Annotated in this window: 20 protein-coding genes; 2 read left to right on the top strand and 18 right to left on the bottom strand. The window is 60.7% G+C overall.

Annotated features, from left to right (window positions below; all coding sequences use genetic code 11):
* Window positions 1–49: 49 nt before the first annotated feature.
* The 18 genes from tilS to rpsB all read right to left on the bottom strand — a co-directional run bounded on the left by tilS (window position 50) and on the right by rpsB (window position 20,774).
* Complete coding sequence (tilS, locus tag PH586_RS13375) at window positions 50–1,366, bottom strand: tRNA lysidine(34) synthetase TilS (RefSeq protein WP_271348256.1); 1,317 nt, start codon at window positions 1,364–1,366, stop codon at window positions 50–52.
* 92 nt (window positions 1,367–1,458) lie between these two features.
* Window positions 1,459–2,409 (bottom strand): acetyl-CoA carboxylase carboxyl transferase subunit alpha, encoded by a 951-nt coding sequence (gene accA, locus PH586_RS13370; RefSeq protein ID WP_271348255.1) that lies wholly within the window; start codon window positions 2,407–2,409, stop codon window positions 1,459–1,461.
* A gap of 185 nt (window positions 2,410–2,594) precedes the next feature.
* A complete protein-coding gene (gene dnaE, locus PH586_RS13365; protein WP_271348254.1) occupies window positions 2,595–6,113 on the bottom strand; it encodes a DNA polymerase III subunit alpha in 3,519 nt (1,172 codons plus the stop codon).
* A 119-nt stretch (window positions 6,114–6,232) separates the two neighbouring features.
* On the bottom strand, window positions 6,233–6,829 hold the full coding sequence (gene rnhB, locus PH586_RS13360; protein WP_271348253.1) for a ribonuclease HII: 597 nt from the start codon (window positions 6,827–6,829) through the stop codon (window positions 6,233–6,235).
* Window positions 6,829–7,962: a lipid-A-disaccharide synthase gene (gene lpxB, locus PH586_RS13355; protein WP_271348252.1), complete on the bottom strand. Its 1,134-nt coding sequence runs from the start codon at window positions 7,960–7,962 to the stop codon at window positions 6,829–6,831. The genes rnhB and lpxB overlap by 1 nt, the downstream gene beginning before the upstream one ends.
* Before the next feature lie 3 nt (window positions 7,963–7,965).
* Complete coding sequence (lpxA, locus tag PH586_RS13350; RefSeq protein ID WP_271348251.1) at window positions 7,966–8,742, bottom strand: acyl-ACP--UDP-N-acetylglucosamine O-acyltransferase; 777 nt, start codon at window positions 8,740–8,742, stop codon at window positions 7,966–7,968.
* Window positions 8,739–9,179, bottom strand: a complete 441-nt coding sequence (gene fabZ, locus PH586_RS13345; protein ID WP_090500253.1) for a 3-hydroxyacyl-ACP dehydratase FabZ — start codon at window positions 9,177–9,179, stop codon at window positions 8,739–8,741. The genes lpxA and fabZ overlap by 4 nt, the downstream gene beginning before the upstream one ends.
* 47 nt (window positions 9,180–9,226) lie before the next feature.
* Window positions 9,227–10,285 (bottom strand): UDP-3-O-(3-hydroxymyristoyl)glucosamine N-acyltransferase, encoded by a 1,059-nt coding sequence (lpxD, locus tag PH586_RS13340; protein ID WP_408636860.1) that lies wholly within the window; start codon window positions 10,283–10,285, stop codon window positions 9,227–9,229.
* 2 nt (window positions 10,286–10,287) lie between these two features.
* Entirely contained in the window at window positions 10,288–10,791 is a 504-nt protein-coding gene (locus PH586_RS13335) for an OmpH family outer membrane protein (RefSeq protein WP_271348250.1), read from the bottom strand.
* A 47-nt stretch (window positions 10,792–10,838) separates the two neighbouring features.
* Entirely contained in the window at window positions 10,839–13,199 is a 2,361-nt protein-coding gene (bamA, locus tag PH586_RS13330; protein WP_271348249.1) for an outer membrane protein assembly factor BamA, read from the bottom strand.
* 91 nt (window positions 13,200–13,290) lie between these two features.
* The gene (gene rseP, locus PH586_RS13325) at window positions 13,291–14,643 is read right to left on the bottom strand and encodes an RIP metalloprotease RseP (RefSeq protein ID WP_271348248.1); all 1,353 of its coding nucleotides are present in this window, start codon (window positions 14,641–14,643) and stop codon (window positions 13,291–13,293) included.
* Window positions 14,644–14,712: 69 nt separating this feature from the next.
* Window positions 14,713–15,900 (bottom strand): 1-deoxy-D-xylulose-5-phosphate reductoisomerase, encoded by a 1,188-nt coding sequence (gene ispC, locus PH586_RS13320; RefSeq protein WP_271348247.1) that lies wholly within the window; start codon window positions 15,898–15,900, stop codon window positions 14,713–14,715.
* On the bottom strand, window positions 15,897–16,712 hold the full coding sequence (locus tag PH586_RS13315) for a phosphatidate cytidylyltransferase (protein ID WP_271348246.1): 816 nt from the start codon (window positions 16,710–16,712) through the stop codon (window positions 15,897–15,899). The genes ispC and PH586_RS13315 overlap by 4 nt, the downstream gene beginning before the upstream one ends.
* Window positions 16,712–17,467, bottom strand: a complete 756-nt coding sequence (gene uppS / locus PH586_RS13310; RefSeq protein ID WP_271348245.1) for a polyprenyl diphosphate synthase — start codon at window positions 17,465–17,467, stop codon at window positions 16,712–16,714. Before uppS ends, PH586_RS13315 begins: the two co-directional genes overlap by 1 nt.
* Before the next feature lie 16 nt (window positions 17,468–17,483).
* Entirely contained in the window at window positions 17,484–18,041 is a 558-nt protein-coding gene (frr, locus tag PH586_RS13305) for a ribosome recycling factor (protein ID WP_271348244.1), read from the bottom strand.
* Window positions 18,038–18,781 (bottom strand): UMP kinase, encoded by a 744-nt coding sequence (pyrH, locus tag PH586_RS13300; RefSeq protein ID WP_271348243.1) that lies wholly within the window; start codon window positions 18,779–18,781, stop codon window positions 18,038–18,040. Before pyrH ends, frr begins: the two co-directional genes overlap by 4 nt.
* Before the next feature lie 194 nt (window positions 18,782–18,975).
* Window positions 18,976–19,845, bottom strand: coding sequence for a translation elongation factor Ts (tsf, locus tag PH586_RS13295; protein ID WP_271348242.1), 870 nt, complete (start codon window positions 19,843–19,845; stop codon window positions 18,976–18,978).
* Between the two features lie 176 nt (window positions 19,846–20,021).
* The gene (gene rpsB, locus PH586_RS13290) at window positions 20,022–20,774 is read right to left on the bottom strand and encodes a 30S ribosomal protein S2 (RefSeq protein WP_271348241.1); all 753 of its coding nucleotides are present in this window, start codon (window positions 20,772–20,774) and stop codon (window positions 20,022–20,024) included.
* Window positions 20,775–21,047: 273 nt separating this feature from the next.
* Here rpsB and map point away from each other — a divergent pair, with 273 nt between their 5' ends.
* Together map and PH586_RS13280 are read left to right on the top strand one after the other, a co-directional pair.
* Window positions 21,048–21,830, top strand: coding sequence for a type I methionyl aminopeptidase (map, locus tag PH586_RS13285; RefSeq protein WP_238042038.1), 783 nt, complete (start codon window positions 21,048–21,050; stop codon window positions 21,828–21,830).
* A 32-nt stretch (window positions 21,831–21,862) separates the two neighbouring features.
* Window positions 21,863–24,565, top strand: a complete 2,703-nt coding sequence (locus PH586_RS13280) for a [protein-PII] uridylyltransferase (protein WP_271348240.1) — start codon at window positions 21,863–21,865, stop codon at window positions 24,563–24,565.
* Window positions 24,566–24,567 lie beyond the last annotated feature (2 nt).

Genomic DNA, 24,567 nt, shown 5'->3' with positions numbered 1-24,567 from the left:
GGTCCGCAAAAGCTCTAGTAAGACGGGAGCGTAGTCTACCGGAAAGGCCTTACCAGCTCAAACCTTGATCACTCACCGGCGGCTGCCAACTGAGTTGCCATTGACCATCAGCCGCCCCATCCAAACCGGGAAGATTAGCCACAGCACGCAGTTCGCCATTGCACAGCAGCAGGGGCAAGCGCGCACGGACAAACGCCGGCACCTGCCGCTCATTGAGCAAGCGCTTCAAATCGCGATGGCCGCGCCCGGGCAGGCCCATCACCTCGCCACCCTGGCGATAGGCCAAACGCCAGTCGCCGGCGGGCAACTGACCCTCGACCCGCACGCAACCATTACCCGCCAGCGGCAACCAGCACCCAGGACTGGGCCGAGCGTCGAGCGCTTGCGGCATGCACAGCCAGTCACCACTGAGCCACCATAACCGCTGATCGGCTCGACGCAATTCGCCTGTTGCCAGACGCCAGACCGGAGCGGCGTCGCTGGCCGCATCACGCAGCTCCTGCCAGCCGACCCAGTGCTCGCTGTCCGGCATAGGGGTCAGGCTGCGCAACCAGTAGCGCAAGGCGTTGCGTTGACGGGCATCGCTCAGCGCCCGCAATGGCGCCAGGGACAAGCCAGGCAGATGGAGCCAGGCAAACTCGCGGGGCGCCTGCGCAGCCTGCAAATCCTGCTGCGCCAGCTCATCGAGTAGTTGCACAGCCTCGCCCAGATGCTCCGCCGCACGCGCCATGCTGGCCGTCGCCTGCGGCCAGCGCCCAGTCAGTAGCGGTAAAACCTGATGACGCAAGTAATTGCGCGAGAAGCGGCTATCGGCATTCGACGGGTCCGTCACCCAGTGCAGCCGATGTTCGTCAGCATAGGCTTGCAACTCGGCGCGTGAACTCTGCAATAGCGGCCGCAGCAGGTGCCCGGCACCGAGTGGCCGGCTCTGCGGCATAGCCGCCAAGCCCTGCACACCGGCGCCGCGCAGCAGGCGAAAGATCAGGGTCTCCGCCTGATCATCGCGATGCTGCGCCGCCAGCAATAACTCGCCAGGCCCCAGCAGCGCATGAAACGCCGCATAGCGTGCCTGCCGCGCGGCGCGCTCGAGACTGGCCCCAGGCTGCACCTGCACGGACTCCACGTGCAACGGCACACCCAGCGCATCACACAGCCGACGACAATGCGCCGGCCAGGTATCGCCAAGCACTTGCAGGCCATGATGGATATGAATTGCGGAAAGCGGCGGCAACGTCTCGCGTTGCGCGAGACCGGCCAGGAGATGCAGCAGCACGGTTGAATCCAGACCGCCGGAAAGCGCGATACGCCAGGCCGGCGCCTCACGCCAGGGAGCCAGAGCCTTCAGCAAGCGGGATTCGAGGGACATGTGCACAACTTCAGGCAGCAGGATGGGTCGAGTTTCAGCCCACCGATACAGACGCCGGATGGGTGAACACTTCACCCATCCTACAACAGCTCTCAGGTGCGGCCGTAGCTCATCAAGCGCTCATAACGACGCGCCAGTAGTTCGGCGGTATCGAAGTTGCGCAGCATGGCCAACTGAGCCGCCAGCTCCTGGCGCACCGATTCGGCGGCCGCCACTGGATCTCGGTGGGCACCGCCCAATGGCTCGCCAATCACCTGATCGACAATGCCCAAGCCTTTCAGACGATCGGCGGTAATACCCATGGCTTCCGCGGCATCCGGGGCCTTGTCTGCGGTCTTCCACAAGATCGAGGCACAGCCTTCCGGCGAAATCACCGCGTAGGTCGAGTATTGCAGCATGTTCAGCTGGTCACATACGCCAATCGCCAGAGCGCCGCCGGAACCACCTTCACCAATCACGGTGGCGATGATCGGGGTCTTCAGACGCGCCATCACCCGCAGATTCCAGGCGATCGCCTCGCTCTGCCCGCGCTCTTCGGCGTCGATCCCCGGGTAGGCGCCCGGGGTGTCGATAAAGGTCAGGATCGGCATCTTGAAGCGCTCGGCCATTTCCATCAGACGACAGGCCTTGCGGTAGCCTTCCGGGCGCGGCATGCCGAAGTTGCGGCGTACCTTCTCGCGCACCTCACGACCCTTCTGATGGCCGATGACCATCACCGGCTCACCGTCCAGGCGGGCGACACCGCCGACTATCGCCGGATCATCGGAGAAATGTCGATCGCCATGCAGCTCGTCGAACTCGGTGAAGATGTGCTGCAGATAGTCCAGGGTGTAGGGCCGGCGCGGGTGACGGGCGAGCTGGGCAATCTGCCAGCTGCTCAGGTTACTGAAAATGCTTTCGGTCAGCGCACTGCTTTTGTCCTGCAGGCGGGCGATCTCATCGCTGATGTTCAACGAGTTGTCGTTACCGACCAGGCGAAGCTCTTCGATCTTGGCTTGCAGGTCGGCGATCGGCTGTTCGAAATCGAGAAAATTCGGGTTCATAGTCATCCGTCTTGCGTCGACGGCCATGCGGCCGGGGAGCTGTATCCATTTCGCGCCTACCATATAGGAACAGGCGCATTCAGGTCGACACCCGGGGCTGGATAAAAGTCACCGCAAACCGGTGATTTCCTCACAATCCCACCCACGGGTGCCGCAACCAACACATGAAGCCGGGGCTTCACAAATCAGCGGTAGTGCAGAAAGACGTTGTCTCGCCCGAACTGGTCACGCAATGCCTGAATCAGACTGTCGGCTGGATCGATTCTCCAGCTTTCGCCAAACTGCAGCATGGCCCGCGCATCCTCACCGGTGTACTCCAGGGTGATCGGACAGGCACCGCGATGGCGCTTGCACACGTCCGCCAGCCAGCGCAGCCGATCGCCCTTCAAGGTACTACTGGCGATCTTCAAGCGCAGGCTGTCGGCCAGCCCGGTCCGCGCTTCCTCCAAGCTCATCACCCGCTTGGCACGCAAACGCAGGCCACCGGAAAAATCATCGTTGCTCACCTCGCCCTCGACCACCACCAGGGCATCGCTCTGCAACAACGCCTGGTTGCTGGAAAACGCTTCGGCGAACAACGACGCCTCGATCCGGCCAGAGCGATCGTCCAGGGTGATGAAGCCCATCTTGTCACCCTTCTTGTTCTTCATTACCCGCAGGTTGACGATCAGGCCGGCAATCGTCTGGTCGCCGCGCGCCGGCTTGAGGTCGATGATCCGCTGGCGAGCGAAACGGCGCACCTCGCCTTCGTATTCGTCGATCGGATGCCCGGTCAGGTACAAGCCGAGGGTGTCCTTCTCGCCTTTCAGGCGCTCCTTCAGCGACAATTCACGGGCCTTGCGATGATTGGCATACACATCCATCTCGGCATCGGCAAACACTCCGCCAAACAGATCCATATGGCCACTGTCATGGCTGCGCGCGGTCTGCTCGGCGGCCTGCACCGCCTCCTCCATCGCCGCCAGCAGCACCGCGCGGTTACGATCGATATTGGCCTTGTAGGCTTTTATTTCCTCGTGGAAATACGGCCCCAGACGATCCAGGGCGCCACCGCGAATCAGCGCTTCCAGCGTGCGTTTGTTGATGCGCTTGAGGTCGACGCGCGAGCAGAAGTCGAACAGATCCTTGAACGGACCATCCTTGCGCGACTCGACGATGGCCTCGACCGGCCCCTCGCCGACACCCTTGATCGCGCCCAGGCCATAGATGATCCAGCCTTCGCCGGTGACCGTGAACTTGAATTCGGAAATATTCACATCCGGCGCATCGAGGCGCAGCTTCATGCTGCGGCACTCCTCGATCAGGGTCACTACCTTATCGGTGTTGTGCATATCCGCCGACAGCACCGCCGCCATGAAGGCCGCCGAGTGATGCGCCTTGAGCCAGGCCGTCTGGTAAGAGAGCAAGCCATAAGCGGCCGAGTGGGATTTATTGAAGCCGTAGCCGGCGAACTTTTCCACCAGATCGAAGATATTGCCCGACAGGTTCGCATCGATACCATTGCTCGTGCAGCCCTCGATGAAGCCGCCACGCTGCTTGGCCATCTCCTCGGGCTTCTTCTTGCCCATGGCGCGGCGCAACATGTCCGCCCCACCGAGGGTGTAGCCGGCCATGACCTGGGCGATCTGCATCACCTGTTCCTGATACAGGATGATGCCGTAGGTGGGCTTGAGCACCGGCTCCAGGCCGGCGTACTGGTAGTCCTGATGGGGATAGGAAATCGGCTCGCGACCGTGCTTGCGGTTGATGAAGTCGTCGACCATGCCCGACTGCAACGGGCCCGGACGGAACAGGGCCACCAGAGCGATCATGTCTTCCAGGCAGTCCGGCTTGAGCTTCTTGATCAGCTCCTTCATGCCGCGCGACTCGAGCTGGAACACCGCGGTGGTCTCGGCCTTCTGCAACATCTGGAAGGTCGGTTTGTCGTCCAGCGGGATGAAGTCGATATTCAGATCCGGCAGGCCCTGCTTGGCCTGCTCGCGATTGATCGTCTCCATCGCCCACTTGATGATGGTCAGGGTGCGCAGGCCGAGGAAGTCGAACTTGACCAGACCCGCGGTTTCCACATCGTCCTTGTCGAACTGGGTGACCAGGCTGCCGCCTTCGTCATCGCAAGCAATCGGCGAGAAGTCGGTGAGTTTGGTCGGCGCGATCACCACGCCGCCGGCGTGCTTGCCGGTACCCCGGGTGATGCCCTCGAGTTTGCGCGACATTTCCCAGATTTCCCGGGCATCCTCGTCGACCTTGAGGAAGTCGCGCAGCGGCTCCTCCATCTCGTAGGCTTTTTCCAGGGTCATGCCGACTTCGAAAGGGATCATCTTCGACAGGCGGTCGGCCAGGCCGTAGGACTTGCCTTGGGCGCGCGCCACGTCGCGCACCACCGCCTTGGCCGCCATGGTGCCGAAGGTGATGATCTGGCTGACCGCGTTACGCCCGTATTTCTCGGCGACGTAATCGATCACCCGGTCGCGACCATCCATGCAGAAGTCGACGTCGAAGTCGGGCATGGAGACCCGCTCCGGGTTGAGGAAGCGCTCGAACAGCAGGTCATAGGCCAGCGGATCGAGGTCGGTGATCTTCTGCACATAGGCCACCAGTGAGCCGGCGCCCGAACCCCGACCGGGGCCGACCGGCACGCCGTTGTTCTTGGCCCACTTGATGAAGTCCATGACGATCAGGAAGTAACCGGGGAAGCCCATCTGGATGATGATATCCAGCTCGAAGTTCAGCCGGTCGATATACACCTGCTTCTTCGCGTCGTAGTCCGGCGTACCCTTGGGCAGCCTGACTTCCAGGCGCTCGTCGAGACCGTCGAAGGAAACCTGGCGAAAGTACTCGTCCATGGTCATGCCGGCCGGCACCGGGAAGTCGGGCAGGAAGTACTTGCCCATTTGTACTTCGATGTTGCAGCGCCGGGCAATCTCGACGGTATTTTCCAGCGCCTCCGGCAGGTCGCTGAACAGCTCGGCCATCTCTTCCGGGCTCTTCAGGTACTGCTGATCGGAATAGCTGCGCTGACGCCGCGGGTCGTCCAGGCTGCGTCCTTCACCGATGCACACACGGGTCTCGTGGGCGGCGAAGTCATCCTGCTTGAGAAAGCGTACATCGTTAGTCGCCACCAGCGACGCCCCGACCCGGGCGGCCAGCTCGACCGCCAGGTGCAGATGTTCCTCGTCGTTGACCCGGTTGGTGCGCTGCACCTCCAGGTAGAAGCGCTGTGGAAACACCGCCAGCCATTCGCGCAGCAAAGCCTCGGCTTCGGCTGGCTCGCCGTTCAACAGTGCATGACCGACCTCGCCCTCCTTGGAGCCAGACAGCGCGATTAAACCTTCGGCGGCGGCCTTGACCCAGTCGCGCTGGATGATCACCTGATCGTTGCTTTGGCCCTCGGTCCAACCGCGGGAAACCAGTTCGGTCAGATTGCGGTAGCCCTTGGCATCGGTGGCGAGCAGGGTCATGCGGCTGAGTGGACCGTCTTCGTCGGTGCTGGCCAGCCAGATGTCGGCACCACAGATCGGCTTGATTCCGCCACCCATGGCCGCTTTGTAGAATTTGACCAACGAGCACATGTTGCTCATGTCGGTGACCGCCACCGCCGGCATTCCCATACTCGCCGCGGCCTTGATCAGCGGCTTGACCCGTACCAGACCATCGACCAGGGAATACTCGGTGTGCAGACGAAGGTGGACAAACGAAGCAGTCATGACAGTCCTATAGCAAACACAAAACGACAGGATGGGGATTGTACAGCCTTCGCCGCAGCAAGCAGCAAGCTGCACGCCACATGCTATATACCGGTGGTTTAGAGGCGGCGGGCGCTGCCTCAGTCGCCCAGCAGCGCACGCACCGGGGCAAACGAGCGCCGGTGAATCGGCGTTGGGCCCAGGCGGCGCAGGGCTTCCAGGTGCACCGCCGTGGGATAGCCCTTGTGTCCGCCGATGCCGTAACCGGGGTACTGCGCATCGAGCAGCTGCATCTCGCGATCGCGGCTAACCTTGGCCAGGATCGAGGCGGCGGCGATCGCCGGAACCTGGCTGTCGCCCTTGACCACCGCCGCACTCGGAACCTGTAGGACCGGGCAGCGATTGCCGTCGATCAGCGCCAGCCGGGGTACGACACTCAAGCCTTCGACCGCGCGCTGCATGGCTAGCATGGTCGCGTGGAGGATGTTCAGGCGGTCGATTTCCTCCACCTCGGCGCGTGCAATGCACCAGGCCAGGGCTTTCTCGCAGATTTCGTCGAAGAGCTGCTCGCGCCGCGCGGCGCTGAGTTTCTTCGAATCATTCAGCCCCTGAATCGGCCGCAACGGATCGAGGATCACCGCGGCGGTCACCACAGCGCCGCACAAGGGGCCACGGCCGACCTCGTCGACACCGGCAACCAGCTCCTGCACCTGACTGAAGTCCAGACCCAACTGCATCAGGCCTGGCCCATCAGCTTGAGCACGGCGTCGGCCGCCTGGGCCGAGGCATCACGGCGCAGGGCACGATGAATCACATCGAACCCCTCGGTCTGCACCTCGCCGTCATTGAGCAGCGGCGCCAACGCCTGGGCCAGGGCCTCCGGGGTGGCCGCATCCTGAATCAGTTCGGGCACCAACATACGCTCGGCCAACAAGTTGGGCAGGGAGATATAGGCACTGCTGACCAGCCGCTTGAGAATCAGGTAGGTCAGTGACGCGACCTTGTAGGCCACCACCATTGGCCGCTTGTACAGCAGGGCTTCCAGAGTGGCCGTACCCGAGGCGATGAGCACCGCATCGCAGGCTGCCAGGGCATCGTGGGAGCGACCATCGAGCAGGGTCAGGGGCAAGTCACGCCCGACCAGCAGCTGCTCCAACTGCACGCGGCGCTCGGGACTGGCGCACGGCACGACGAAACGAATGCCCGGACGCAGAGTCCGCAGACGCACCGCCGCATCGAGAAACAGCGCCCCCAGACGCGCCACCTCACCGCCCCGACTGCCCGGCAGCAGCGCTACCACGGCACTGTCCTGCGGCAAGTCCAGAGCCACACGCGCCGCGACCCGGTCAGCCTGCAAGGGAATGGCGTCGGCCAGGGGATGACCGACAAAACGCACTGGCACTTGATGGGCGTCATAGAACTGCGCCTCGAACGGAAACAAGGTCAGCATCAGGTCGCAGGCGTCACGGATCTTCAACACGCGTTTCTGCCGCCAGGCCCAGACGGAGGGACTGACGTAATGCACGGTTTTGATCCCGGCGCGGCGCAATGTGAGTTCGAGGCCCAGGTTGAAATCCGGCGCATCGATGCCGATGAACACGTCCGGCTTGGCGTCGATCAGGGTCCTGATCAAGCGCCGGCGCCGCAACAGCAACTCAGGCAACCGGCCGAGCACTTCGACCAGGCCCATCACCGCCAAGCGTTCCATGGGGAAATAGGGATTCAGGCCCTCGGCCTGCATGCGCGGACCGCCGACACCAATGAATTCGATTTGTGGATGGCGGGCCTTCAAGGCCTGCATCAACCCGGCACCGAGAATGTCGCCCGAGGCTTCGCCAGCCACCAGCGCGACGCGCAATAGATCCGTCATGGGCTAGCGGGTGATGCCGCGTTTGGACGCCTGGATCGAATCGCGGAACACCGCGACTTCAGGAAACTGCAGGGAAGGTTCCGCCAACTCCACCAAGGCTTCTTCGATGGTCAAGCCCTGGCGATAGACTGTCTTGTAGGCGCGGCGCAGCGCCTGGATCGACTCGGCAGTGAAACCACGACGGCGCAAGCCTTCGAAATTCATGCTGCGCGCTTCCGCCGGATTGCCGGAAACCGTGACATAGGCCGGTACATCCTTGCCAATTGCAGTGCCCATGCCGGCAAAGCTGTGCGCGCCGATATGGCAGAACTGGTGGACCAAGGTGTAACCGGACAGAATCGCCCAGTCGTCGATGTGCACGTGGCCTGCCAGTGCGGTGTTATTGACCAGGATGCAATGGTTGCCGATCACACTGTCATGGCCGATGTGCGCATAGGCCATGATCAAGTTGTGGTCGCCCACGGTGGTTTCGTCACGATCCTGGATGGTGCCCCGGTGCATGGTCACACCTTCACGAATGATATTGTGATCGCCAATCACCAGGCGCGTGGGCTCACCCTTGTACTTGCGATCCGGCGTATCTTCGCCCAGCGATGAAAACTGATAGACGCGATTGTGCTTACCAATTCTGGTTGGCCCTTTGATGATCACATTAGGCCCAAGCACTGTACCCTCACCAATCTCCACATCGGGCCCAATGATCGACCAGGGGCCGACGACAACGTCGTCAGCCAGCTTGGCAGAAGGATCGATGATGGCGCGAGGGTCAATCAAACTCATAGTTTGCGTTCCGCACAGATGATTTCAGCCGAGCATACTTCCTTGCCGTCGACACTGGCCCTGCATTCGAATTTCCAGATGCTGCGCTTGTTACTCAGGTGGCGGGCCTCGAGGATCAATTGATCCCCCGGCACCACCGGCTGACGAAAGCGCAGCTTGTCCGAGCCGACGAAGTAATACAGGGTACCGTCGGTGGGCTTCAAGCCCATCATCTTGAAGCCCAGTATGCCGGCCGCCTGGGCCATCGCCTCAATGATCAACACGCCGGGCATGATCGGGTGCTGGGGAAAGTGCCCGTTGAAGAAAGGCTCATTGATACTGACATTCTTGTGGGCACGAATACACTTGCCCTCTACATCCAGATCCACCACCCGATCGACTAGCAGGAACGGGTAACGATGCGGCAGGTACTCACGTATTTCGTTGATGTCCATCATGTCCAGAGAAGCCTGTAATAAAAAGAGAGGAGCGCGGTAGAACCGGCTCAAGCATCAGATGAGGCGTTCCCGCTGGAGGTCACGGCAGCCAGTTGTTTTTCCAACTGTTGCAGTCGCCGCGCCATGTCATCCAACTGACGAATTCGTGCCGCACTCTTGCGCCACTCGCCCGCAGGCTGCATGGCAGTACCGGAAGAATAAGAACCCGGTTCGGTGATCGAGCGGGTCACCATGGTCATACCCGTGACGAAGACGCCGTCGCAGACTTCGATGTGCCCGACCATGCCGACGCCACCGGCGATCATGCAGTTCTTGCCAATTTTGGTGCTGCCGGAAATTCCCGCACAACCGGCCATGGCCGTGTTGTCGCCGATCTGCACGTTGTGCGCGATCATGATCTGGTTGTCCAGCTTGACGCCGTTACCGATTAGCGTATCGGCCAAGGCACCACGATCTATGGTGGTATTGGCGCCGATTTCGACGTCGTCGCCGATCACCACGCCACCGATCTGCGCAATCTTTTGCCAGACACCCTTCTCGTTGGCAAAGCCGAAGCCCTCGCCACCGATCACCGCCCCCGACTGGATCACCACCCGCTTGCCGATGCGCACATCGTGATACAGGGTGACCCTCGGCGCGAGCCAACCGCCCTCACCGATCAGTGAGCGCGCACCAATCACGCAATGCGCGCCGACGGTGACCCCGGCGCCGATCCGCGCACCACCCTCGATCACCGCGTAGGCACCGACACTGGCACTGGTATCCACCTGCGCATCATCGGCAACCCATGCGGTTGCATGCACACCGGCAGCCGCCTGCGGCTTGCGATCGAACAGATGGGAGAGCTGCGCATAAGCCAGATAGGGGTTGGCGACCACCAAGGCGTTACCGCTGTAGCTGTCGGCATCGGCGGCGGTCAGCAAGACCGCACCGGCACGACAATCGGACAGGTATTTGCGGTATTGCGGATTGGCCAGAAAGCTCAGCTGATCTGGACCGGCCTCCTGCAAGGTGGCCAGGCCACTGATCAGCTGGTCAGCGGCGCCACGCAAGGTGGCGCCCAGACGCTCGGCAAGCTGGCTGAGGGTAAAAGCTGGAGCCTGCATGATCAGCGCAGCTGATTCATGCGCTCGATGACTTGCAGCGTGATGTCGAACTGAGGTTTGACATCGATCACCGCACCGCGCTCGAGTACCAGGTCGAAGCTGCCTTTCTTGATCACTTCTTCCACGGCCTTATCCAGGTTCGGCTTGAGCTTTTTCAGCATCTCGCGATCGGCAACGGCCTTGGACTCGTTCAGTTCCTTGGACTGGAACTGGAAATCGCGGGCCTTCTGCTTGAATTCCAGCTCGAGACGTTCACGCTCGGCGGTCTGCATCTTGCTGCCGTCTTTTACAATGCGATCCTGAATGCGCTTGGCATCGCTTTCCAGGGTCTTGAGCTTGTTCAGTTGCGGACCGAACTTCTTCTCGGCATCGACGGCATAGCGCTTGGCCGCATCGGACTCGAGCAGGGCCATCTGGTAATTGAGTACCGCTATTTTCATTTCGGCGAATGCTGGGGTCGCCAGCAAGGCCATGCTTAACAGAACCAGTTGAGTCAACTTACGCACGGTGCAACTCCTGCAAAAACTGTTGTCGTTGTTCGATAATCAGCCGCTTAGAACGTCTGACCGAGGGAGAACTGGAAGATCTGGGTATCGGCATCGTCCGGTTTGACGATCGGCATGGCCAGGCTGAAACTCAACGGGCCCAGCGCAGTGATCCAGGTCAGGCCTACACCCACCGAGCTGGCGAGGCTGCCGGCATCCAGGCTGCAGCTGTCGCTAACAGCTTTCTGGCTGGCACTGCAGTTGGTGTCGAACACATTGCCCACATCCCAGAACAGCGCGGTACGCAGGGAGCGCTGATCCTTGACGAACGGCATCGGAAACAGCAGCTCGACGCCGCCCTGGATCAGCACATTACCACCGAACGGCAACGGATCCTGATCGGGATCGAGCGCGGTACCCGGATTGGCGCCTGTACTTGGTGTGCTGCGCGGACCCAGACTGCTGTCCTCGAAGCCGCGCACCGAGCCGAACCCGCCGGCGTAGTAGTGCTCGTAGAACGGCAGCTCTTCAGTCGAGCCGTAGCTGTCGCCATAGCCCAACTGGGTGTGGAAGCGCAGGGCGTAGCTGTCGCTCAGCGGCTTGAACACCTGGCCCCGGTAGTCGATCTTGTAGAACGACAGGTCGCTGCCCGGCACCGTGGTTTCCAGTACAAGGCTCTGGGAATGGCCACGGGTGGCCATCACGCCGCGGTTGAGGGTCGATTCCGACCAGCCCACCGAGGCTTTGAGGTTCAGGTAGCTGTCGCCTTCCTGTTCAAGGAAATCGAAGATTTCATCGACCGTGTAGACGCCGGTGCTGATGTCATCCTGCTGCACGGTCAGGCCGTAGGTGAGGCGCGCGGTCTCGCTGATCGGATAACCGATGCTGGCGCCGGCGCCATAACTGTCCACCGCATAGCTGGACACATTGGTGTCGAGTTCGTCGTAGTCGGTGGTGCGGTAGAAGGCGTTGTAACCCAGACTGACGCCATCGGCAGTCCAGTAGGGGTCAACGAAACCGAAGTTGTAGCGTTCCTGGTATTCGCTGCGGGTCAAGCCGACGCTGACCTTGTTACCCGTACCGAGGAAGTTGTTCTGGGTGATCGAACCGCCGAGGATCAAACCGGCGTTCTGGGCAAAACCGACGCTGGCGGTGATCGAACCGGAGGCCTGCTCTTCAACGCTGTAGTTGACGTCGATCTGGTCGTCGGTGCCCGGCACCTGCGGCGTTTCGACGTTGACTTCCTTGAAGAAGCCCAGGCGCTCCAGACGGGTTTTCGACTGATCGATCAGATAAGTCGAAGCCCAGCCGCCTTCGATCTGGCGCATTTCGCGACGCAGCACTTCATCTTCCGACTTGGTATTGCCACGGAAGTTGATGCGGTTGACATAGGCACGCTTGCCTGGATCGATGACGAAGGTGATGGATACCGTGTTGTCCTCAGCATGCGCTTGCGGCACACCGTTGACGTTGGCGAAGGTGTAACCCTCGTTACCCAGGCGGCGGGTGATCAGCTCGGAGGTGGTGGTCATCACCTTGCGCGAGAACACCTGACCTTCCTTGACCAGCAGTAACGAGCGGATGTCTTCTTCCGGCACTTTCAAGTCACCGGAGAGTTTCACCTCACGCACGCTGAACTTCTGGCCTTCATCGACGTTGACAGTGATATAGACGTGCTTCTTGTCCGGGGTAATGGAGACCTGGGTCGAGGAGATATCCATATTGATGTAGCCGCGATCCAGGTAGTAGGAACGCAGACGCTCCAGGTCACCGGAGAGCTTTTCGCGAGCGTACTTGTCGTCATTGCGGAAGAACGACAGCCAGTTGCTGGTCTTCAGCTCGAACAGATCGATCAGGTCCTCATCGGCGAAGACGCTGTTGCCCACCACGTTGATGTGCTGGATGGCGGCGACCGTACCTTCGTTGATGTTGATCTTCAGCGCCACGCGGTTGCGCGGTTGCGGGATCACTTCGGTTTCGATTTCGGCCGAATAACGCCCCTGGGCCACATATTGGCGCTGGAGTTCGTTGCGCACACCCTCGAGGGTCGCACGCTGGAAAATCTCGCCCTCGGCCAAACCGGACTGATTCAGTCCCTTGAGCAGGTCTTCGCTGCTGATGGCCTTGTTACCGTCGATCTCGATGCCGGAAATCGATGGCCGTTCCACCACGGTAATCACCAGCACGTCACCATCTCGACCGAGCTGGATGTCCTGGAAGAAACCGGTCTTGAACAGGCCACGAGTCGCTTCAACCAACGCGCGATCATCGGCTTCTTCGCCAACATTGAGCGGCAAGGCACCGAATACGCTGCCCGCAGACACACGCTGCAGGCCATTGACGCGAATATCGGAGATGGTGAAGGACTCGGCGTGAACTTCGGCGATCATCAATGCGGCAAGCACCGCAGGTAGCAGCAGACGTTTCATGAAGTCCTTTCTTATTTCCAACTGACGATAAAAAATCTGCCGCCCAAGGCGACAGTTTTGTAATTCAGTAGCTTTGTAATTCAGTAACGGCTTACAGACGACCCAGGTCGTTGATCAAGGCCAATAACATCACCCCTACCACCAAACTGATACCAATCTGCATCCCCCAACCCTGCACCCGCTCCGACAGTGGACGACCACGCACCCACTCGACCAGGTAATACAGCAGATGCCCCCCATCCAGCACAGGGATTGGCAACAAATTGAGAACCCCCAGACTTATGCTCAGGTAGGCGAGGAAGTTGAGAAAATCCCCCAAGCCGGACTCGGCCGAAGCGCCCGCCACTTTAGCAATGGTTATCGGCCCGCTCAAGTTTTTTACCGAGAGCTCGCCAAACAGCATTTTCTTCAATGAATCGAGGGTCAGCAGACTCATCGTCCAGGTACGCCGAAAGCCTTCAGCCACGGCCTCCAACGGCCCGAAACTGACCTCACGAAGCATCTCCGCTGGCCACTCGACCCCTGCAACGCCAGCGCCGAGATAACCACGACGGGCCTCACCATCACCACGAGCGGCGAGGGTCACGGCCACTTCTATCTCCCGCCCGTCGCGTTTGACCAGCAGGGTTACGGCTTCGGCCGGCATGGCCTGCACGCGATCGACCAGCTGCTGCCATTCATCCAGCGGCTCGCCATCGAGCATCAGCAGACGGTCGCCAACCTGCAATCCGGCGGCCTGCGCCGGGCCTTGCGGATCCAGCTGCGCCAACACCGGCAACAGCGCCGGGCGCCAGGGGCGAATGCCAAGGGCGTCAATCGGATTGGGCTCCTCGACACCCCTGAGCCAATCTTTCAACACGATTTGCCGCGGACTATCGGCAGTCGAACCCTGATCGCGGACATTCACGTCCAAGGTGCCACTTTCACCCAGGCGCCGTACAAGTTGCAGGTTGACCGCCGCCCAGCCCGTGGTCGGCTCGCCATTCACCGCAACGATTTCCTGCCCCACCTGCAACCCGGCATCGGCCGCCAGACTGCCGACCCCAACGGCGCCGATGACCGGGCGCACCTGCTGGCTGCCGAGCATCGCCACCGCCCAGAAAAACACCAGGGCCAGGAGGAAGTTGGCAACCGGACCCGCTGCCACTATGGCAATACGCTGACGCACACTCTTGCGGTTGAATGACCGATCGAGCTGCTCGGATGGCACATCGCCTTCACGCTCATCGAGCATCTTGACGTAGCCACCCAGGGGAATGGCGGCGATGACAAATTCGGTGCCCTGGCGATCATGCCAGCGCACCAGCGGCATACCGAAGCCCACGGAGAACCGCAGAACCTTGACCCCGCAGCGACGCGCCACCCAGAAGTGACCGAACTCGTGAAAAGTAACCAGCACCCCGAGTGCAACCAGGGTACCGACAATCATATAGAGCGCACTCATCTAGCTTCTCCGCGACTGAGGGTGTGCCCGCAGCTAATGCCCAAGCACGCGATACTCGGCTTGCGCTTATCAACCACGACGGCTAAGCCATTGCCCGGCAAGCTCACGCGCTCGACGATCTGCTGCCAGCACTGCCTCCACACTTTCGACCGCAACACCCGGCTCGGCGTTCAGCACCGCCTCAATGATACTCGCGATCTCGGGAAAGCGAATGCGCCGCTCGAGAAAGGCCGCCACCGCCACCTCATTGGCCGCATTGAGCATGGCCGGCACACTGCCGCCCGCCTCTGCCGCATCGCGCGCCAAGCGCAAACAGGGAAAGCGCTGCTCGTCCGGGGCCTGGAAGTCCAGCCTGGCGATGGCGAACAGATCCAGTGGCGCCACGCCCGAATCGATGCGCTGCGGCCAGGCCAGGGCATGGCTGATGGGTGTACGCATGTCTGGATTACCCAATTGCGCCAACACCGAACCATCGACATAGTCGACCAGCGAGTGGATCACGCTCTGCGGATGGATCACCACCTCGACCTGCGCCGGCTTGGCATTGAACAGCCAGCAGACCTCGATCAACTCGAGGCCCTTGTTCATCATGCTCGCCGAATCCACCGATATCTTGCGCCCCATCGACCAGTTGGGATGGGCGCAGGCTTGCTCGGGAGACACCTCGTGCAACTGCGCCAGTGGTGTTTCGCGGAATGGACCGCCGGACGCAGTCAGCAGAATCCGCCGCACGCCCACCTGCTCCAGCCCGCGGGCATAATCGCCGGGCAAGCACTGGAATATCGCATTGTGCTCGCTGTCGATGGGCAACAAGACCGCACCGCTGCGCCGCACCGCGTCGATGAACAGGGCGCCGGACATCACCAGCGCCTCCTTGTTGGCCAGCAGGACCTTCTTGCCCGCCTCGACTGCCGCCAGCGTCGGCTTGAGGCCTGCCGCACCGACAATAGCCGCCATTACCGCATCAACCTCGGGGTGGGCAGCCACTTCGCATAGACCCTGCTCGCCGAACAGCACCCGCGTCGCCAGGCCCGCCGCATGCAAACCGCTCTGTAGATGGCGCGCCGAGCGCTCATCCGGCACCACGGCATAGCGCGGGCGATAAATCATGCACAGCGCCTCCAGCTCAACCAGGCGACTGAAGCCGGACAAGGCAAACACCTGATAAAGCGCAGGGTGCCGGGCGATTACATCCAGGGTACTGAGGCCGATGGAACCCGTGGCACCAAGCACCGTAATCTGTTGCAAATGACTCACAGGGCACCCCAACCGGACAGCCACAACAGCACGGCGAACACGGGAATGGCAGCGGTCAGGCTGTCGATCCGATCGAGCACCCCGCCGTGCCCCGGCAGCAGATTGCTGCTGTCCTTGAGCCCAGCCTGACGCTTGAACATGCTCTCGGTCAGATCGCCGACCACCGAAATCGACACCACCAACGCCGCACCCGCCAGCGCCAGCAACAACTCACTGGCGAACCAGCCCCGATAGAGACCCACCAGCAGGGTGATCAGCAGGCTGGTGATCAGACCACCAATCACGCCCTCCCAGCTTTTGCCCGGACTGACCCGCGGCGCCAGCTTGCGCTTGCCGAAGGCCTTGCCGCTGAAATAGGCACCGATATCCGCGCCCCAGACCAGCACCATCACCGCCAGAATCAAGCCATTGGCCAGCGGCCACTGCTTGAACAACACCAGGCCTTGCCAGGCCGGCAGTAGGATCAGCAAGCCGATCAGCAACCGCCGCGGGAGCCCGGTCCAATAGCGGCTACTGGCCGGATAACTCATCACCAGCACAGTGGCCAGCGCCCACCAGGCGACAGCCAGCAGCAACAGCCAGGGCGCCAGTGCTGGCAGCTGATAGAGTCCGAACAGCAATACAGCAACGCCAGCGGCATAGGCCACTCGCTGCGGCTGCCCAGCCAGACCGGCCAGACGCGCCCACTCCCAGGCTCCCAGGCTGACCACGGCGCCGATGAACAGCGCAAAGGCCGCTCCCTCGAGCAGAAAGAAGCCGACCAGGGCGATGGGCAGTAACACCAACGCAGTAATGATCCGTTGTTTAAGCATCAGTCATGCGCCTCGGCATCGACCTGCTCGGCGGACCGACCAAAACGCCGCTGGCGCCTGGCGTAATCCGCCAAGGCCTTGCGCATGGCGTCGTGCTTGAAATCCGGCCAGAACAGATCAGAGAAATACAGCTCGCTGTAGGCCAACTGCCATAACAGGAAATTACTGATGCGGTGCTCGCCACCCGTACGGATGCACAAATCGGGCAAAGGCAAATCGCCCGTTGCCAGGCAGCTCTGCAACAGCTCGGGGGTAATATCTTCAGGCTGCAAGTGCCCACCCTGAACCTCGCGCGCCAGACGCTGCGCCGCCTGCGCGATATCCCACTGACCACCATAGTTGGCGGCAATCTGCAGGACAAAACGCTTGGCACCGGCAGTCATGGCCTCCGCCTCGCGCATGGCGGCTTGCAGTTCCGGATGGAAGCGCGAGCGATCGCCAATGATGCGCAGACTGATGCCGTTCTCGTCGAGCTTCTTCGCCTCGCGGCGTAGCGCGCCGAGAAATAACTCCATCAGCGCCCCCACCTCGTCGGCCGGACGCTGCCAGTTCTCGCTGGAGAAAGCGAACAGGGTCAACACCTCGACCCCGGTCTCGGCGCACACCTCGATGACCGCGCGCACCGCATCGACGCCAGCCTTGTGCCCGGCAATCCCCGGCAACAGACGCTTGCGCGCCCAGCGGTTATTACCGTCCATGATGATCGCCACGTGACGTGGCACGGCCACTTTAGCGCCGCCTATGATCTTCTGCATGAGGATCTCCTGACCGCTAAACGGCCATCAGATCCGCTTCTTTCTGCTTCACGGCCACTTCGATTTCCGCCACGAACTTGTCGGTCAGCTTCTGGATATCATCGGCGGCACGACGCTCTTCGTCTTCGCTGATCTCTTTCTCTTTGACCAGATCCTTCAGCTGACTCAAGGCATCACGGCGGATGTTACGTACGGCAATACGACCATCTTCCGCGGCATCACGCGCCTGCTTGGTGAAGCCCTTGCGGGTCTCTTCGGTCAGCGCCGGCATGGAAATCAGCAGCAGCTCGCCCAAGTTGGTCGGATTGAAGCCGAGACCCGAACTCTGGATCGCCTTGTCGACAGCAGCCAGCATGCCGCGCTCGAACGCCACAACCTGCAGGGTGCGGGAATCCTTGACGGTCACGTTGGCAACCTGATTCAAGGGCGTGTCGGCGCCGTAATAAGACACCATCACACCACCCAGAATGCTTGGGTGAGCCTGACCGGTACGAATGCGACTGAAAGCATGGGTCAGCGAATCCAGGCTTTTCTGCATACGTTCCTGGGTATCTTTCTTGATCTCGTTGATCATTTTTCACTTTCCTCGATCAGAGTACCTTCGGCGCCGCCCAGCACGATATTCAGCAGGGCACCGGGTTTATTCATATTGAAGACGCGCAACGGCATCTTGTGATCGCGGCACAAGCAGATGGCCGTCAGGTCCATCACGCCGAGCTTGCGATCCAGCACTTCATCGTAAGTCAGGTGATCGAATTTCTCTGCATGCGGATCCTTGAACGGATCGGCAGTGTACACACCGTCCACCTTGGTCGCCTTCAACACCACGTCGGCATCGGTCTCGATGGCCCGTAGGCAAGCGGCCGAATCGGTGGTGAAGAACGGATTACCTGTGCCAGCGGCGAAGATCACCACCTCACCGGTTTTCAGATGACGCAGCGCCTTGCGCCGGTCGTAGTGATCGGTCACCCCAACCATGGAAATCGCCGACATCACGATTGCCGGGATATTCGAACGCTCCAGCGCATCGCGCATGGCCAGGGCGTTCATCACGGTCGCCAGCATGCCCATATGGTCACCGGTCACCCGGTCCATGCCGGCCGCTGACAGCGCAGCACCACGGAACAGGTTGCCGCCGCCGATGACCAGACCGACCTGTACGCCGATCCCCACCAACTGGCCGACTTCCAAAGCCATGCGATCGAGCACCTTGGGATCGATGCCGAAATCTTCCGACCCCATCAGGGCCTCGCCGCTAAGTTTGAGCAGAATGCGCCTATAGCGCGGTTGACGACCACTCACCTGCTGAGCCATTAACAGTCTCTCCTGCGGCGTTTGAATTCTTTACGAGCCTTGCGGCCCGGATTTATGCAGCATATTGACAACAGCCGAAGCCTTTTGTGCACGCCTACCGTCAGCGCACCAAGCAGCCCGACGACCCCTTAATTTGACAAAGAGGCCGCGCGCATAAGCGGGCAGCCTCTTCGGGGCGACAACTATAAAGCGTCTTACTGCTTGCTGGCAGCCAGTTGTGCGGCAACTTCTTCAGCGAAGTTGTCTACTGGCTTCTCGATGCCTTCGCCGACCTGGAAGCGCGTGAAGGAAACGATTTCAGCACCGGCTTTCTTGGCCAGAGCACCGACCTTGATTTCCGGATCCTTGACGAAGGCCTGCTCAACCAGACTGGCTTCAGCGAGGAACTTCTGGATACGACCGCCAACCATCTTCTCGACGATTTCAGCCGGCTTACCCTTGATCTTGTCTTCGTTGAGGCTCATGAACACGGCTTTTTCGCGCTCAACCGCTTCAGCGGAAACTTCCGAAGGCAGCAGGAACTCCGGGTTGCTGGCAGCAACGTGCATGGCGATGTCCTTGGCCAGATCGGCGTCGCCGCCTTTCATGACCACAACCACGCCAATCTTGTTGCCGTGCAGGTAAGCGCCGACCACGTCGCCTTCAACACGGGCCAGACGACGGATATTGACGTTCTCACCTACTTTGGCGATCAGCGCTTCACGCGCAGCTTCCTGAGCGGCGATCAACGGCGCCGCGTCGGTCAGCTTCTCGGCGAAGGCTTTTTCCAGGCTGCTGTTGACGAAGTTCTTGAAGTCGTCCTGCAGGGCCAGGAAGTCAGTCTGCGAGTTGACTTCGAGAATCACGGCCGACTTGCCGTCTTCAGCAACCTTGACGGCAATAGCGCCTTCGGCAGCGATGTTGCCTGCCTTCTTGGCCGCCTTGATCGCGCCGGAAGCACGCATGTCGTCGATGGCTTGTTCGATGTCGCCGCCAGCCTTGGTCAAGGCCTTTTTGCAATCCATCATGCCTTCGCCAGTGCGCTCACGCAGCTCCTTGACTAATGCTGCAGTAATCTCTGCCATTTCAAATTCCTCTTGGATAGGTTGTTAACCATTCCACCCGCCGGAACGGGCGATCAATTCTGTAAGCACATTGCTCGCATCCGACAAACATCAATCGGCCGACAATGGTTTTCAAAGTGGCAAAAAGGGGGCCTAGCCCCCTTTTTGCGCAGCGAGTAACGCTTGGCGCGTACCGCTTAGCCCTGAGCCGCTTCGGCTGCAGGAGCTGCTGGGGCTTGCTCGACGAATTCCTCGCTGCCGCCACCGGTGTTGGTGCGACCGCGAACTACTGCGTCTGCCATGGCACCCATGTACAGCTGGATGGCGCGAATGGCGTCATCGTTGCCTGGGATGATGTAGTCAACGCCTTCCGGGCTGCTGTTGGTATCGACGACGCCGATAACCGGAATACCCAGTTTGTTGGCTTCGGTAATAGCAATGCGCTCGTGGTCAACGTCGATCACGAACAGAGCGTCCGGCAGACCGCCCATATCCTTGATACCACCCAGGCTGCGATCCAGTTTTTCCAGATCACGGGTGCGCATCAGGGCTTCTTTCTTGGTCAGCTTGGTGAAAGTGCCGTCTTGGGCTTGAACTTCCAGGTCACGCAGACGCTTGATCGAGGCGCGGATGGTCTTGTAGTTGGTCAGCATGCCGCCCAACCAGCGATGGTCGACGAACGGCGAGCCGCAACGCGCTGCTTCTTGAGCAACGATCTTGCCCGCGGAGCGCTTGGTGCCAACGAACAGAATCTTGTTCTTGCCCGAAGCCAGCTTTTCAACGAACGACAGGGCGTCGTTGAACATCGGCAGGGTTTTTTCCAGGTTGATGATGTGAATCTTGTTGCGCGCGCCGAAAATGTACTTACCCATTTTCGGGTTCCAGTAACGGGTCTGGTGACCGAAGTGCACACCGGCCTTCAGCATATCGCGCATATTGACTTGGGACATGATAGTTCCTTGATAAGTCGGGTTAGGCCTCCACGTATCCCAATCTCCAACCATTCGCACGTGGCGAAAGGCACCCAGGAAATCGTGTCGATACGTGTGTGGATTAAAGCTTTCAGGCATACAGCCCGCAAAGCGGCGCGTTTTATACCATAAAAGACAACCGTAAGCTACAAGCTTCCAGGCGTACGACAAGACAGCCCTGCGGGCCGCTTATAGCTTGCAGGTCGAAGCTGCTAACATAGGCCTCTTTTCAGTCTGCACCCGAGAGCCTATATGACCGTCACCATCAAGACGCCCGACGAAATCGAAAAAATGCGCGTAGCCGGTCGCCTGGCTGCCGACGTTCTGGAAATGATCGGCGAACACGTCAAGCCCGGCGTCACCACCGAAGAGCTCGACCGCATCTGCCATGACTACATCGTCAATGTGCAGCAGGCCATCCCTGCCCCTCTCAATTACAAAGGCTTCCCCAAGTCGATCTGCACCTCGATCAACCACGTGGTCTGCCACGGCATCCCCAACGAGAAGCCGCTGAAAGAAGGCGACGTGCTGAACATCGACATCACCGTGATCAAGGATGGTTACCACGGCGATACCAGCAAGATGTTCATGGTCGGCAAAGTACCGGAGTGGGCCGAGCGCCTGGCCAAGATCACCCAGGAGTGCATGTATAAAGGCATCCAGCTGGTGCGCCCCGGCGCCCGTCTGGGCGATATCGGTGAAGTGATCCAGAAGCACGCGGAGAAGAATGGTTTCTCGGTGGTGCGCGAGTACTGTGGCCACGGCATTGGCGCGGTGTTCCACGAAGAACCGCAGGTGCTTCACTACGGCCGCGCCGGTACCGGCATGGAACTCAAGGAAGGCATGACCTTCACCATCGAGCCGATGATCAACCAGGGTCGTGCGGAAACTCGCCTGCTCGGCGATGGCTGGACCGCGATCACCAAGGACCGCAAACTCTCGGCACAGTGGGAGCACACCATTCTTGTCACCGCCGATGGCTACGAGATCTTTACCCTGCGCAGCGACGACACCATCCCCCGCACTTCGGCCTGATTATCACCGTTCTTATGAAGGAAGTTCGCCGCATGCCCCAGGTAGACCCCAAGCTGTTCGACCGCGGGCAATTCCAGGCTGAACTGGCGCTGAAGTCCAGCCCTATCGGCGCCTTCAAGAAAGCCATCCGCCGCGCCCACGAGGTGCTCGACGCGCGCTTCAAGGAAGGCTGCAATGTACGCCGACTGGTCGAGGATCGCGCCCGGTTTACCGACCAGATCCTGCGTGAAGCCTGGGATCGCCTGGAGTGGTGCGAAGACGCCGACATCGCGCTGCTGGCGGTTGGCGGCTATGGCCGTGGCGAACTGCACCCCTACTCGGACGTCGACCTGCTGATCCTACTCGACAGCGCCGACCACGAAACCTTCCGCGAGCCGATCGAACGCTTTCTCACCCTGCTCTGGGACATCGGCCTGGAGGTCGGGCAAAGCGTGCGTTCGGTCGATGAATGTGCCGAGGAGGCCCGTGCCGACCTGACGGTGGTCACCAACCTGATGGAAAGCCGCACCATCGCCGGTCCCGAGCGCCTGCGCCAGCGCATGCAGGATGTCACCAGCACCGCGCAGATGTGGCCAAGCAAGCAATTCTTCCTGGCCAAACGCAAAGAGCAGCGCGCCCGTCATGCCAAGTACAACGACACCGAATACAACCTCGAACCCAATGTGAAGGGTTCGCCGGGCGGCCTGCGCGATATCCAGACCATTCTCTGGGTCGCCCGTCGGCATTTCGGCACCCTGAATTTGCACGCCATGGTTGGCCAGGGCTTTTTCCTGGAAAGCGAGTACGCCCTACTGGTGTCCAGCCAGGATTTCCTGTGGAAGGTGCGCTACGCCCTGCACATGCTGGCCGGGCGTGCCGAAGACCGCTTGCTGTTCGATCACCAGGGCGACATCGCCCGCCTGCTGGGCTATGAAGACGGCAACGCCAAACTGGCAATCGAGCGCTTCATGCAGAAGTACTACCGCGTGGTGATGGGTATTGCCGAGTTGAGCGATCTGATCAAACAGCACTTCGAGGAGGAAATCCTCCGTGCTGGCCAAAGCGGTCAGGCGCAGCCGTTGAACAGCCGTTTCCAGCTGCGCGACGGCTATATCGAAGTGACTCACCCCAACGTGTTCAAGCGCACGCCGTTCGCCATTCTGGAAATCTTCGTGCTGATGGCCCAGCACCCCGAGATCAGGGGCGTGTGTGCCGACACCATTCGCCTGCTGCGCGATCACCGCCACCTGATCGACGACGAGTTCCGCAACGATATCCGCAATACCAGCCTGTTCATCGAGCTGTTCAAAACCCCGCAGGGTATCCACCGCAATCTGCGGCGGATGAACCGCTACGGTATTCTCGGGCGCTACCTGCCCGAATTCGGCCACATCGTCGGGCAGATGCAGCACGACCTGTTCCACATCTATACGGTCGATGCGCACACCCTCAACCTGATCAAACACCTGCGCAAATTCAAGTGGACGGAACTGGCCGAGAAGTTCCCCCTGGCCAGCAAGCTGATCGAAAAACTGCCCAAGCCCGAGCTGATCTACCTGGCCGGGCTTTACCATGACATCGGCAAGGGTCGCGGCGGCGACCACTCGGCACTCGGCGCGGTGGACGCCGAAGCCTTCTGCATACGCCATCAGCTGCCCAACTGGGACAGTAAACTGATCGTCTGGCTGGTGCAGAACCACCTGGTAATGTCGACCACCGCCCAGCGCAAGGACTTGTCCGACCCGCAGGTGATCTACGATTTCGCCCGCCTGATTGGCGACCAGACGCGCCTGGACTACCTCTACGTGCTGACCGTGGCCGACATCAACGCCACCAACCCCAGCCTGTGGAACTCCTGGCGCGCCAGCCTGCTGCGCCAGCTCTATACCGAAACCAAGCGCGCGCTCAACCGTGGCCTGGAAAACCCGCTGGATCGTGAAGAACAGATTCGCCTGACCCAGAGTGCAGCCCTGGATATCCTGGTGCGCGGCGGCACCGACCCGGACGAGACCGAACAGCTGTGGTCGCAGCTCGGCGATGACTATTTCCTGCGCCACACCGCAGGTGACGTGGCCTGGCATGCCGAGGCAATCCTGCAGCACGCCAACGACAGCAACCCGCTGGTGCTGATCAAGGAAACCACCCAACGCGAATTCGAGGGTGGCACCCAGATCTTCATCTATGCCGCCGACCAGCACGATTTCTTCGCCGTGACCGTGGCCACCATGGCCCAGCTCAACCTGAACATCCATGATGCGCGGATTCTCACCTCGACCAGCAAGTTCACCCTCGATACCTACATCGTATTGGAGGCCGAGGGCGGCTCGATTGGCGATAATCCGGCGCGGATCAAGCAGATCCGCCAGGGCCTGATCGACGCGCTGAAGAACCCCGACGATTACCCGAACATCATCCAGCGCCGGGTACCACGCCAGCTCAAGCATTTCGCCTTCGCGCCGCGGGTGACCATCCACAACGACGCGCAACGCCCGGTGACCATCCTCGAGTTGACCGCACCCGATCGACCCGGCCTGCTGGCCAGGGTCGGACGGATCTTTCTCGACTTCGATCTGTCACTGCAAAATGCCAAGATCGCCACCCTCGGCGAGCGGGTGGAAGACGTGTTCTTCGTCACCGACGCCAACAACCAGCCGCTGTCCGACCCCGAATTGTGTCGCCGGCTGCAGGAAACCATCATCGAGCAGCTCTCGGACGCCAATGGGCAATCCACCGAGCCAAGCCGGATAACTATTTGATG

The sequence above is a fragment of the Pseudomonas aestuarii genome, from assembly GCF_027988105.1.
GTDB classification, from domain to species: domain Bacteria; phylum Pseudomonadota; class Gammaproteobacteria; order Pseudomonadales; family Pseudomonadaceae; genus Aquipseudomonas; species Aquipseudomonas aestuarii.
The sequence above is the reverse complement of the archived record's forward strand: the minus strand, read 5'-3'. Positions and strand labels throughout refer to the sequence as shown.

Excerpts from the sequence above, each read along its gene's own strand:
- dnaE (WP_271348254.1), bottom strand. The coding sequence starts at position 6,113 with ATGACTGCTTCGTTTGTCCACCTTCGTCTGCACACCGAGTATTCCCTG.
- rseP (WP_271348248.1), bottom strand. The coding sequence starts at position 14,643 with ATGAGTGCGCTCTATATGATTGTCGGTACCCTGGTTGCACTCGGGGTG.
- fabZ (WP_090500253.1), bottom strand. The coding sequence starts at position 9,179 with ATGATGGACATCAACGAAATACGTGAGTACCTGCCGCATCGTTACCCG.
- rpsB (WP_271348241.1), bottom strand. The coding sequence starts at position 20,774 with ATGTCCCAAGTCAATATGCGCGATATGCTGAAGGCCGGTGTGCACTTC.
- pyrH (WP_271348243.1), bottom strand. The coding sequence starts at position 18,781 with ATGGCTCAGCAGGTGAGTGGTCGTCAACCGCGCTATAGGCGCATTCTG.
- PH586_RS13315 (WP_271348246.1), bottom strand. The coding sequence starts at position 16,712 with ATGCTTAAACAACGGATCATTACTGCGTTGGTGTTACTGCCCATCGCC.
- bamA (WP_271348249.1), bottom strand. The coding sequence starts at position 13,199 with ATGAAACGTCTGCTGCTACCTGCGGTGCTTGCCGCATTGATGATCGCC.
- uppS (WP_271348245.1), bottom strand. The coding sequence starts at position 17,467 with ATGCAGAAGATCATAGGCGGCGCTAAAGTGGCCGTGCCACGTCACGTG.
- frr (WP_271348244.1), bottom strand. The coding sequence starts at position 18,041 with ATGATCAACGAGATCAAGAAAGATACCCAGGAACGTATGCAGAAAAGC.
- map (WP_238042038.1), top strand. The coding sequence starts at position 21,048 with ATGACCGTCACCATCAAGACGCCCGACGAAATCGAAAAAATGCGCGTA.
- lpxB (WP_271348252.1), bottom strand. The coding sequence starts at position 7,962 with ATGACGGATCTATTGCGCGTCGCGCTGGTGGCTGGCGAAGCCTCGGGC.
- tsf (WP_271348242.1), bottom strand. The coding sequence starts at position 19,845 with ATGGCAGAGATTACTGCAGCATTAGTCAAGGAGCTGCGTGAGCGCACT.
- lpxA (WP_271348251.1), bottom strand. The coding sequence starts at position 8,742 with ATGAGTTTGATTGACCCTCGCGCCATCATCGATCCTTCTGCCAAGCTG.
- accA (WP_271348255.1), bottom strand. The coding sequence starts at position 2,409 with ATGAACCCGAATTTTCTCGATTTCGAACAGCCGATCGCCGACCTGCAA.
- lpxD (WP_408636860.1), bottom strand. The coding sequence starts at position 10,285 with ATGCAGGCTCCAGCTTTTACCCTCAGCCAGCTTGCCGAGCGTCTGGGC.
- PH586_RS13280 (WP_271348240.1), top strand. The coding sequence starts at position 21,863 with ATGCCCCAGGTAGACCCCAAGCTGTTCGACCGCGGGCAATTCCAGGCT.
- tilS (WP_271348256.1), bottom strand. The coding sequence starts at position 1,366 with ATGTCCCTCGAATCCCGCTTGCTGAAGGCTCTGGCTCCCTGGCGTGAG.
- rnhB (WP_271348253.1), bottom strand. The coding sequence starts at position 6,829 with ATGCAGTTGGGTCTGGACTTCAGTCAGGTGCAGGAGCTGGTTGCCGGT.